This is a genomic window from Polaribacter sp. R77954 (assembly GCF_044595335.1).
Classification (GTDB): Bacteria; Bacteroidota; Bacteroidia; order Flavobacteriales; family Flavobacteriaceae; genus Polaribacter.
Genome location: NZ_CP138992.1, coordinates 3,831,624 through 3,843,965, shown reverse-complemented (window position 1 = coordinate 3,843,965; position 12,342 = coordinate 3,831,624). Strand labels below are relative to the sequence as shown.

General features: G+C 28.6%; 10 protein-coding genes. All 10 read left to right on the top strand.

The annotated features are described in order from the left end of the window. Nucleotides 1-8: 8 nt before the first annotated feature. The 10 genes from SJY27_RS16535 (at nt 9) to SJY27_RS16490 (ending at nt 12,340) form a co-directional block, all read left to right on the top strand. Complete coding sequence (locus SJY27_RS16535) at nt 9-860, top strand: hypothetical protein (RefSeq protein ID WP_397445980.1); 852 nt, start codon at nt 9-11, stop codon at nt 858-860. A gap of 188 nt (nt 861-1,048) precedes the next feature. Continuing rightward, entirely contained in the window at nt 1,049-1,342 is a 294-nt protein-coding gene (locus SJY27_RS16530; RefSeq protein ID WP_397445978.1) for a helix-turn-helix domain-containing protein, read from the top strand. A 1-nt stretch (nt 1,343) separates the two neighbouring features. Continuing rightward, nucleotides 1,344-1,670: a hypothetical protein gene (locus SJY27_RS16525; RefSeq protein WP_397445977.1), complete on the top strand. Its 327-nt coding sequence runs from the start codon at nt 1,344-1,346 to the stop codon at nt 1,668-1,670. Between the two features lie 2 nt (nt 1,671-1,672). Then, nucleotides 1,673-2,866 carry a primase-helicase family protein gene (locus SJY27_RS16520; RefSeq protein ID WP_397445976.1) on the top strand — a complete coding sequence of 398 codons (1,194 nt, stop codon included), beginning with the start codon at nt 1,673-1,675 and terminating at the stop codon, nt 2,864-2,866. A 1,038-nt stretch (nt 2,867-3,904) separates the two neighbouring features. Next, on the top strand, nt 3,905-6,973 hold the full coding sequence (locus SJY27_RS16515; protein WP_397445974.1) for a type I restriction endonuclease subunit R: 3,069 nt from the start codon (nt 3,905-3,907) through the stop codon (nt 6,971-6,973). Nucleotides 6,974-6,980: 7 nt separating this feature from the next. Continuing rightward, complete coding sequence (locus SJY27_RS16510; RefSeq protein ID WP_397445972.1) at nt 6,981-8,606, top strand: class I SAM-dependent DNA methyltransferase; 1,626 nt, start codon at nt 6,981-6,983, stop codon at nt 8,604-8,606. Next, nucleotides 8,599-9,936: a restriction endonuclease subunit S gene (locus tag SJY27_RS16505; protein WP_397445971.1), complete on the top strand. Its 1,338-nt coding sequence runs from the start codon at nt 8,599-8,601 to the stop codon at nt 9,934-9,936. Before SJY27_RS16510 ends, SJY27_RS16505 begins: the two co-directional genes overlap by 8 nt. Nucleotides 9,937-9,949: 13 nt before the next feature. Beyond that, nucleotides 9,950-10,369, top strand: a complete 420-nt coding sequence (locus tag SJY27_RS16500) for a GIY-YIG nuclease family protein (protein WP_397445970.1) — start codon at nt 9,950-9,952, stop codon at nt 10,367-10,369. Then, entirely contained in the window at nt 10,347-10,514 is a 168-nt protein-coding gene (locus SJY27_RS16495) for a hypothetical protein (protein WP_397445969.1), read from the top strand. Before SJY27_RS16500 ends, SJY27_RS16495 begins: the two co-directional genes overlap by 23 nt. 26 nt (nt 10,515-10,540) lie before the next feature. Continuing rightward, the gene (locus SJY27_RS16490; RefSeq protein ID WP_397445968.1) at nt 10,541-12,340 is read left to right on the top strand and encodes a hypothetical protein; all 1,800 of its coding nucleotides are present in this window, start codon (nt 10,541-10,543) and stop codon (nt 12,338-12,340) included. Nucleotides 12,341-12,342: the final 2 nt, after the last annotated feature.

The window sequence follows — 12,342 nt, the reverse complement described above, 5'->3', positions numbered from 1 at the left end:
AAATAAAAATGAATTACGGACAAGAATTTATTAAGTTACACAATACAGAACTTTTTACTTTTAAAAACGAATTTATCAATAAAATTGAGAAAGATTATGATTCTCCTTTAGAAGATGAAGATTTGTATGATGTTTATAAAAACTATATTCAAGGAAAGTTAAATGAAATCAAAGAAAATGATAGTAAAGATGGTTACAGTACCTCAATAATGGGTATTTGTTGTACATATCTAGAACAAAAAAAATATAAAGTTGATAGAGTTGAAAATATTTTTAAAAGAGATATAAAAATATATTTTTCCAATCACCATAAATATTCTAAATATGAGAATTTTAATCACTTTCTAACGCTTTTTTCAAAATATACAGTTCTACGACAATATTCAAATTTGCTTTACGATAATAGAAGTTTATTTTGTGAAGAATTGAGTAAAAAAGATATTAAGAGCTTTTTTATAATTAAAAAGACCGAAGATGGTCTTGATAGTTTAGTGAATTTTAAATTATTAAAAGATGAAAAGGCACAGTCTAAAAAAGAAATTAAACTCTCCGATAATCAAAGAATGATAATACTTCACGTATTTAAGAAATATTATAAAAATGATAAAGAAGATGATAATGAAACGGAGTACTTTAGAGTCTTTTCTTTATGTTCAGAAGCATTGGAAAAAAACGAAGATAGAGTAGCAAAAACTAATAATACTAAATATAAGTATTTCTTATATGGTGTTAATAACTCTGATAAAGACAAAATAGGTAAAACTAAAATGGTTGATGAGATATTGACAATTTTAGCACCATTAAATGGATACAATAGACTTAAGAAGGCTTTGAATTTTTATAAAAAATCCATAAAATAGACGTTTAAAAACCTAAAAATCAATAATTTACATTTTTATTCAATGCCATTTCACTCATATCGACTTCTTTTTTTTTATCACTAAATCACGCACCTTTACAGTAATAAAACATAAATATTCAATCCATGGATATTAGTAATTACTGAATATGATATGTTTTAATTAATAATTTAAAACGTCATATAAAGATGAAAAAAATAATAGTAACAACTCACGAAGAGTTGTCAGAAATGATTGATTCTTCAATAGCTAGAAGGATAAATCCAATGCAGGAATTAATTAACAGAAAATTAAATCCTCAAAAAAAGAACGTAACTGTAAAAGAAGCATCAAAAATGCTCAATGTGACAGAACTCACTATCAGAAATTACGTAAAGCAAGGTAAAATCCAAGCATCCAAAATTGGTAGAAGAATAGTTATCAATTTAGAAAGTTTAGAGAACTCTTTAAACGAAGTTAAATCTTTAAAATACAGAAGATAGTATGGAAGATTATAACGCACAAAATAACAAGTTCATTAAGAATGGACTTGTTATTATAGAAAGGGTTTTAACAGAAATTGAAAGACTACGAATTGATAGAATAACAGATAGTTTACTTCTAAAAACATTAGATTTTTTTAAAACTGAATTAGAAAAAATTAAAACTACTATTATTCGTAATCCAAGATTTGATTGGGTTAACATTCAAGAAGAAATTGATGACTTGTATCGTAGAGACCCAAATCTTACAGGAATGATTTTATATATAGACTGGAAAGATGGTGGCAATAGAGGTTTTTATAAATATAAAATACCTCCAAAATCTTAGTTATGAAATTTCTTAGGATTGGAACAGATTACTACAAGGTATGTAACGTTCCGTTATTATCAGGAGATAGCACCAAAGCACTCATTAAATGGTCTAAAGGAGAAATTATCACAGATAAAGGAAAAGATTTTCTGCAAACCATTAAAAAATATGATGGCTTTATCACGATTCCCGATCATCAGAATTATAAAGATGAAATCAATGCTTTTTATAATGAATATGAGAAAATCGAGCATCAATTGGTGAAAGGAGAGTTTCCAAAAACAAAAGAGTTTTTAGAACATATTTTTGGCAAACAGTATGAGTTAGGTATCGACTACCTAACCATACTTTGGCAAAAACCAACCCAAATTTTACCCATTTTATGTTTGGTAAGTGATGAACATAATACAGGAAAAACCTCGTTTTTAAACTGGTTAAAACTACTTTTTCAAGGCAATATGACCATCAACAAAAATGAAGATTTTAGAAACAGATTTAACAGTGATTGGTCATCAAAATTAATTATTGCAATAGATGAAGTTTTATTAGATAAAAGAGAAGATAGTGAGCGTATAAAAAACCTATCTACTGCCAATTCTTATAAAACAGAAGCCAAAGGAAAAGATAAAGTGGAAACCAACTTTTTTGGTAAGTTCATTTTATGTTCTAATAATGAAGAAAATTTTATTCAGATTGATGAAAAAGAGATTAGATACTGGGTAATGAAAATAAATTCTTTAAAAAATGAAGATGTAGATATGCTAAAAAAACTACAAAAAGAGATTCCTCACTTTTTATATTATTTAAATGGTAGAACTATACAGGCTGATCGAAAAACACGAATGTGGTTTACAAAGCAACAGATTTACACTCCTGCATTAGATAAAGTTGTCAATGGAAATAAAACATATTTAAGTCAAGAAATTAAAGAAATCTTAATTGATGATTTTGTTGCTTTTGATGTTGATGTATTACAGTATACAGCAACAGATTTGTTAAAAAAGTTACAAGAAGGAAATATAAGAGCGAATAGAACTAAGGTTTCTAAAAGTTTAAAAACTGAATATCGTTTAAGTACTACTAATGGAACTTATAAATGGTATTTTGATTCCTTTAATACATCTCAGCAAAAAATAGTAGATTATCAAACTAGAAAAGGTAGATATTTTACTTTCCATAAAAAAGATTTTATCAATATTTCTGTTGACCGTTGATGTTTTTCTGTAAAACACAGTTACAGCAAAGGTTTAGGAGAATAACATACGTTCAACAAACTGTCAACAATCAACAATTAAAAATTTCTGTTGACAGTATGTTGAACTTTTGTTGATACATTATAGTGTTGATAAACAGTATTTTATGTAAGTTTTTCAACAAATCAACAAAAAATCGACTTTTTTCATATTGTTTTGCAATTATCAACAAGTTTGATATTTTTTGAGTTTATTTTATTGAAAAACAGGTAAAGTTTATTGGGTTAAAGTAAAAAGACACAAACATAAATTCCACAAAAAGCAAACATTTATTTTGCTTAAAGATGTATAAGAACAAGATAATTTAAAGAGTTTCTATAATCAGCAAACACAAAGTAAACAGATATTCCACAAAAACAAACATGCAATGCTTATGCTGTGTTACTTTAAAAATCGATAAAAACAACACATAAACCTTACAAGTATTTGGCTCTAACCACGAAATATATTTTGCACAAAAGTAATATCCAATTGTTATGTTTTACTCATTCCAAGAAAATTTATAATTACTACAGATTATATGATTCGTTTTTTAATACTATCAACAAAAACTACTGTTTTTACGTTTCAATAAAAAATAACACAAAATATACTACAAATTGTCTTTTTCAATGACATTAATGTTGCCACCAAATAAAATAGCTTGGTGGTTTTTTGTTGACTTTTTGTTTGTTTTTTGTTTTAATCTGTATTGGAAATTACCACAAGTTGTGGCAATTGGTGGCACTTGGTGGCTTTTGGGTGGCACTCTCTATCCCTTGTGAAATATGGGGTTATGGGCTGTTGGTGGCACTTGGTGGCGCATTAAAACAAACAAGGTTTTAACGTGGATTCGATATAAAATCAAATAAACAGGAAATACTTTACGTTAAATAAATGTGTCTAAAATATGAACCCTATAATAATCAAAACTATTATTACAGAAATCAATATTTAAAACATATCATTTTAATAAAATTCTCTATATTTAAATCTGCTAATGAAAACTGATTGCTAAGAATGAAATTCAACGAAGATTCTAGAGTAAAAATTCCTTCAATTCTACACTTAATTAAATTAGGTTACAACTATCTTTCTTTGAAAGAAAATAACTGGGATTTAGAAACGAATATTTTTAAAGATATCTTCTACAATCAATTAAAAAAGCTCAATTCAACCTTATCCGAAAAGGAAGCCGATAAAATCTTTAGTGAAATTTCATTATCTCTAGAATATGAAGATTTAGGAAGAGCATTTTATAAGAAGTTAATAGATCAATCAGGAGTTAAACTCATTGACTTTAAAAATTTTGATAATAATTCTTTTCACGTAGTTACAGAACTACCTTATGAAAAAGATGATGACAACTTTAGACCAGATATCATTTTGTTAATCAATGGAATGCCTTTAGTATTTATTGAAGTTAAAAAACCGAACAATAGAGATGGAATTTTAGCAGAACACAAACGAATGCAAACTCGTATTCAAAATAAAAAGTTCAGAAAGTTTATCAACCTAACACAATTAATGGTTTTTTCTAATAATATGCCTTATAGTGATAGTGATATACAGATGCTAGAAGGTGCTTTTTACTGCACAACCAATTACAGAAAACCAATATTCAATTTTTTTAGAGAAGAAGAGAATTTTGATTTAAACAAATTATTATCTCCAGTTTCAGAAGAAGTAGAAAACTTTGTTTTAAAAGACAACAACTTAATTAGTATTAAAAATTCAGAAGAATTTGCAACTAATAAAAGCCCAAACACTCCAACGAATCAAATAAGTACTTCTTTATTTCAAAAAGATAGACTAAAATTTATATTACAATATGCATTTGCTTATGTAGAAGAAGAAAACGGATTACAAAAACACGTAATGCGCTATCCTCAATTATTTGCAACAAAAGCCATTGAAAATACATTAGAAAATAAGATTAAAAAAGGTATTATTTGGCATACACAAGGTTCAGGTAAAACTGCACTAACTTTTTTTAATGTAAAACATCTTACGCATTATTTTCAAACTAAAAATGTAATTCCTAAGTTTTACTTTATTGTAGATCGTTTGGATTTATTAACCCAAGCTGCCAAAGAATTTAGTGCACGTGGATTAATCGTACATAAAGTAAATAGTAGAGAAGAATTTACGAAGGATATAAAATCAACCAAAGTAATTCATAATAGTTCTGGTAAAGCAGAAATTACAGTGGTTAATATTCAAAAGTTTAAAGATGATCCTGATGTAATTAAAAACAACGATTACAATTTAGGAGTGCAGCGTATTTTCTTTTTAGATGAAGTGCATAGAAGTTACAATCCTAAAGGTAGTTTTTTAGCCAATCTAGAATTAGCAGATAAAAATTCTATCAAAATAGGATTAACAGGAACGCCTTTATTGGGCACAGAATACAATTCTAAAACTTTGTTTGGCGATTATATTCACAAATACTATTACAATTTATCCATAAAAGATGGATATACGTTACGTTTAATTCGTGAAGAAATAGAAACCAATTATAAACTAACTTTACAAGAAGCTTTAGATAAAATTAAAGTTTTAGAAGGTGATGCTGATAAAAAGACTGTATACGCACATCATAAGTTTGTGGAGCCAATGTTGCAATACATTGTTAGAGATTTAGAACAAGCAAGAATTTCTATGGGAGATAACTCTATTGGTGGAATGGTAGTTTGTGATTCTTCTGAACAGGCAAAAATGATGTCAGAAATTTTTGACAATACCTATGCTCAAAAAGAAGAAAGTTATTTAGGATTAGCAGCAGAAGATACTGAAAGTTATGGTAAAAAGAAATTAGAAAACAGTAAAGTAAAGACTGCTAAAGTTATTTTACATGATATTGGCTCAAAGCAAGATCGTAAAGATTGGGTTGCAGATTTTAAAGCAGGAAATATAGATTTTTTGTTTGTGTACAATATGCTATTAACTGGTTTTGACGCAAAACGTTTAAAGAAACTGTACATTGGGCGAAAAATAAAATCACACAATTTATTGCAGACCTTAACCAGAGTTAACAGAACCTATAAAGACCATAAATATGGTTTTGTAGTCGATTTTGCTGATATTCAAAAAGAGTTTGATAAAACAAATCAAGATTATTTTAACGAGTTGCAAGGTGAGTTAGGAGACGAAATGCAACACTACTCTAACCTGTTTAAATCTGCTGAAGAAATTGAAAAGGAGATAGAAGAAATTAAGGACATCATCTTTAGATTCAATACTTCAAACAAAGAAGTTTTTAATCAGCAAATTTCTGAAATAAACGATCGCAAAGAAATCAGAGAAATTGCAAAAGCATTAAATAATGCTAAAGAGTTGTATAACTTAATCCGTTTGTCTGGTAATTTTGAACTGTTAGAGCAATTAGATTTTAGAACACTTTCTTCATTATCTAGAATCACAAATGATAGATTGGCTTTAATCAATACAAAAATCGCATTAGAAACCAATTTAGAAACCAACAACATTTTAAACACAGCTTTAGAAGACGTTATTTTCGCATTTACCAAAGTAAAAGAAGAAGAAATGGTTTTGGCTGACGAATTGAAAGATACCTTGCAAAGAACCAGAGAAATGTTGGGTGGTAATTTCGATCCAAAAGACCCAATTTTTGTTTCCTTAAAAGAAGAATTAGAACGTTTGTTTAAAAAGAAAAATTTAAGTGAAGTTTCTAAAGAAGAAATGGAAGCCAATATTAAGGCATTGAATGCTATTTATGATCAAGCCAAAAAGTTAGAAAGAGAAAACCAATTGTTACGGGCTAAATATGATTATGATGAAAAATATGCACGTATTCACAAACGATTATCAGAAAAGAATCCGCTAACCGATAATGAGCGTAAATTATTTGAAGCCTTAAAAGGATTAAAAGAAGAAGTAGACAACGAAATTTTACAAAACGCTAAAGTGTTAGAAAACGAGCGTTATGTAGAAAAAATGATGATGCGTTTGGTCATCAATCAATTTAAAAACAAACAAAAAATAAACATCAATGCAAGCGATGTAAAACGCATCAATAGTATTTTAGTAAAAGAATATATTAACGAGTATAATGGCAATGTAGCCTAATAAATTTATGACACAAACCCTACAATTTGAAACACAAACCAAAGCATTAATAGACGATTTAAAAAGCGTCTGTGCCAATTACGGTTTGGGTAATAGTGCAAAAGAGTTTACAGTAATCTCTCAAATATTTTTGTACAAATTTTTAAATGATAAATATGTTTATGAAGTTAAACAGATAGAACCAACATTAGCAGCAGCAGATAATTTTGAGGAAACTTTATTGCAATTTCCTGCGGATGATTTAGAGTTCATCAATATGCAACTCAATGAAAGTACTGCAACTATTGCTGCTGAACATTTATTAAGCAACTTGTTTAAAAAACAAAACGAACCAAATTTTGCTGAAATCTTTGATGATGCCTTATTAAAAACTGCTGCAAAAAACAGCGATATTTTCTCAGTATTAACACAAGGTGGAGAAAAAATAATATTGTTTGAAAGTATAGGAAACAAAGTTTCTGAATCTAAAGATAACTTTTGCAAAGCCTTAATTAATAAATTAGTTTCGTTTAGTTTTGAGCATATTTTCAATCAAAAATTCGATTTTTTTGCCACAATTTTCGAGTATTTAATACAAGATTACAACAGTAATGCTGGTGGTAAATATGCAGAATATTTTACACCACATGCAGTGGCTAAAATTATGGCAGCTTGTTTGGTTACAGATACAAACGTTACAAATGCTACTTGTTACGATCCTAGTGCAGGTTCTGGAACTTTATTAATGAATTTAGCACACGCCATTGGCGAAGATAAATGTACCATATACTCACAAGACATTTCAGAAAAATCTTCTGGTTTGTTGCGTTTAAACCTAATTTTAAACAATTTGGTACATTCCATTCAGAATATCATTCAAGGAAACACCATTTCTAATCCCTATCATAAAAAAGAAGATGGCAGTTTAGAAACCTTCGATTATATTGTTTCCAATCCGCCTTTTAAATTAGACTTTTCTGATTATAGTGCCAATTTAGACACCAATACCAACAAAGACCGTTTTTTTGCAGGCATCCCAAAAGTACCTGCTAAAAAGAAAGAAAGTATGGCAATCTATTTGTTGTTTATACAGCACATTATGCACAGTTTGTCTGCAAAAGGTAAAGCAGCCATTGTTGTGCCTACAGGTTTTATTACAGCACAATCTGGTATTGATAAAAAGATACGCCAAAAATTGGTAGCAAGTAAAATGTTGGCAGGTGTGGTTTCTATGCCCTCTAATATCTTTGCCACTACAGGTACCAACGTAAGTATTCTGTTTTTAGACAAAACCAATACTAAAGATGTAGTATTGATTGATGCTTCTAATTTAGGCACAAAAGTAAAGGAAGGTAAAAACCAAAAAACAGTGTTAAGCCCACAAGAAGAACAACGAATTATTGATGTTTTCAATACCAAAACAGTAAAAGAAGATTTTTCAGTAGTGGTTTCTTATGAGGATATCAAAGCCAAAAACTACAGTTTAAGTGCAGGACAATATTTTGAAGTAAAAATTGAATACATAGATATTTCAGCGGAGGATTTTGCAACTAAAATGAATGCCTTTGAATGTAATTTAGAGAATTTGTTTGCAGAATCTAAATCCTTGGAATCTGAAATTCAGAAGAATTTGAAAAGTTTGAAATATGATTAAAGTTTCTTTAAGTTCAATTATTGATGTTATTAGTGGAGGAACACCAAAAACAAAAGTTCCTGAATATTGGAATGGAAGTATTGGTTGGCTTTCCGTTACAGATTTCAATAATGACCTTCGCTTCGTTTATGATACAGAAAAGAAAATAACAGAAAAAGGAGTTAAAGAAAGTAATACAAAGTTTCTTAATAAAGGAGATATTATAATTTCGGCGAGAGGAACAGTTGGTGCGTTAGCTCAAATTGGTGAGCCAATGTGTTTTAATCAATCTTGTTTTGGGATAAGAGGAAAACAAAACATAGCAGACACCGATTTTTTGTACTATTCACTAAAAAATTATGTAAAGAATATTATAAAAAGAAGTCAAGGTTCTGTTTTTGATACAATTAATTTAAAATCTTTTGATTTAATGGAAATTGAAATTCCTAAATCAATTTCAACCCAAAAACAAATCGCCAAAGTTTTATCAGATTTAGATGCTAAAATAGAAATCAACATTAAAATAAACCAACAATTAGAAGCAATGGCAAAAACGTTGTATGATTATTGGTTTGTACAGTTCGATTTTCCTAACCCTTCGTCAAGCTCAGGGCAAGCTGGAAAACCTTATAAATCTTCTGGTGGTAAAATGGTTTTTAATGAGGAATTGAAACGTGAAATTCCTGAAGGTTGGGAGGTTTGTAAAATAGGAGATATTTTAAAAACAGAGTTAGGAGGAACTCCTTCTACTAAAGTAATAGAATATTGGAAAGGAGAAATACCTTGGTTAAATTCGGGTGAAATTGCAAACTTTCCAATAATAGATTCTCAAGAAAAGGTAACAAAAGAAGCTATATCAAATTCAGCAACTTCATTAATGCTAAAAGGCAGTTGTGTTCTATCAATTACAAGACATTTAAGGCCTTCTATCCTTGGAATTGATGCTTGTGCAAATCAATCTGTTGTAGGAATATTAGAATCTGATAAATTGAAATCATCATTTATTTATCCATATTTGGTGAACGAAATACCAAGGTTGATGAAGTTAAGAACTGGTGCACAACAACCACATATTAATAAAAAAACAGTTGATACTTCTTTAATTGTTAATCCTATTTCTGATATTTTAAATGACTACTATAAAATAGCTAATCCTATTTATGATCAAATAATAAATAATTCATTCCAAAACCAAAAACTATCGGAATTAAGAGATTGGTTATTGCCTATGTTAATGAATGGGCAGGTTAGTGTTGGTGGTGCGTCATTGCGAGGCACGAAGCAATCTTATAATAAAAGCACTAAAAACACTTTGGGTTTGGTTGCTGAAGAGAATGAAGAATATAATTAAAAAACAAATTGTTATGGGAAAAACTCAATTAATTGACGTTCTAGAACTTGTAAATGAGTATTCAGAAAAATACAGAGGTAAAAATCTTGGAGAATTTGAAATTAGTGCTATTTATGATTTATTTCCTGATAGTAAGGACACTTATGGGTGGTTTCATGAATGGCCAAGCAATGGTAGATACGGAATCTATTTAATAATGGATAAAGATCATAATGTAATTTACATAGGTGAATCTTCAAACATTGGCAATAGACTAAGTAACTATTTCCAAAAATCAGAGGACAAGTCTTGTAAAATTGTACATAAATGGCATAAAACTCCAAAGTACGTTTGCACAATAGCTGTTCCATCCGAAACTTGGTTTGAGCGTTTAGCCTTAGAAGAGTTTTTAATTTACAATGTTCAACCCATTGATAATAAAAAAAGTAAATAATCAATTAGAAAACCAAAAACTATCCGAATTAAGAGATTGGTTATTGCCTATGTTAATGAATGGGCAGGTTAGTGTTGGTGGTGTAGAAAAAGAGATTGAGGGGTTGGGTTGGTTGCTGAGGAGGGAGAAATTTATAAAACTATAAATAAATATTAATTAAAACTAAATGCTATGAAAAACAAATTTGTACTTACACTATTATTAATTTTTACAATTAACTTCTCTTTCTCTCAATCTAAACTCGTAAAAGAAGGCATAGAAGGTGTTTTAAGTCTTTTTCAAAAAAGTGCTAAGAAAGAGGTCTATAAATCTATGGATTACAATATGTTTAAAAGTTCTTTTAAACAAGATGATGTTTATCAAGTTTACAAGAAGAATCCACTTTATAAATATGTTAATCTAGATGATTTGTTAGACCTTGCATATATGAAAGCTAGAAATGTTGGGAATTACAACAATTTCTATAAAAAAATAATAGAAAAAAATGTAAAAACTGTAAAACAAAGAGAAATTGAAAGAAGATTACAAGCCCAACGAAATGCTATGTTCTGGTCTCTCGAATCTAAGGTTTATGCTAGAGAAAAGAAAATTTGTGTGATTGAAAGTCATTACAAAAAACTAAAATATTATGACCTTTATAACAAAAAATTACTAACCTCAGATGAAATAGGCAATTTAGCTAGGGATAGAAAAGCATACCAAAAATATAATGAAAACTTCTATTCTGATGGTGAGATGTCTTATAGAGACCGTCTTTATAAAGTTAGAGATATAGAAAAAGAGCTGCTCAGCGATCTAAATTTTCTAAATCAAAATCCTAAAAAAATTAAGAAAATAGACGATTTAATTCAAGACTTTGAAAAAAGAAATACAGATATAGAAAATCTTAAAACTTATATAGATGAAGAAAAGACTAAAATTAAAAAGAAATTTGAATTAATAGGAGAAGGAGATAATAATACCAGTATAGAAGACATACTCTTAAATTTCCAAAAAAAATATGACGATATACAGCTCACCAAAAAATTTGATAATGCTACCTCTAACAAAATCGATAAAATAGAAGAAGAGTTTAAAAACAAACTTAATAAGACAATAGCAGATTCTAGCGATAAAACTATAGAAGAACAGATTAAAATTTTTAAGGAAGTAAACAACTTAAAGAATAATACTATAATTATTGATAAAGAACTAAAGAGTTTCTTAGATAGTAATAATAATACCATTGTTTTCGTGGATGGAAAATATCAAAATTTTGCAAATTCTAATGTCGGTATAAAAAACACAAGTGGTGTTGAAATTAAAAAGTTAAATACCATACAATTTAAAGAAAACTACAATTTACATATTCTAAAAGAAGATAATTTAGGGAACACTTTAGATGAATTAAATAAAAACTTAGACTGGGATTACAATCTCAATGAAATAGCGATTTTACCTCTCACTAAAAATAACGAAACACTTAATTTATTTAAAAACTCACCAAAACAATCTTGGATAAAATCAAAACTGAGATCAGAAAAAGAAATAGCTAGAAAAATTAAAAGAAACAAAAGAAAAACTGTTATCACTGTAGGGCATATAGAAGATGGTTTTTATGTAGAGGGAGACTTTAAAATTGCCTTAACAAAATTAAATGAAATTGCTAAAGCAAATAAAGTTAATATCTTTCATTTAGGATGTAGCACAGCTGCTCTGGGAGATGGAACTGCAACAGCAATAAATACCTACAAAACAGTTAATGCCCTTATTCCGAGCATAAAAAACAATAAGAATTTTAAGAATTTCTTACTTGATTTTTCCACAAAAAAAATTGGTCCAAATAACACTGCAGTAGATTTAGTTTTGAGTGCAGACACATTCTCAAACAAAGGCTTTGCTAAAATGGTTATGTACCAAAAAGCAGCAGCAGGAACTGCCACACTTGGTGGTGGATTACTAATATATTACATTATAAATAATAAAAATTAAAC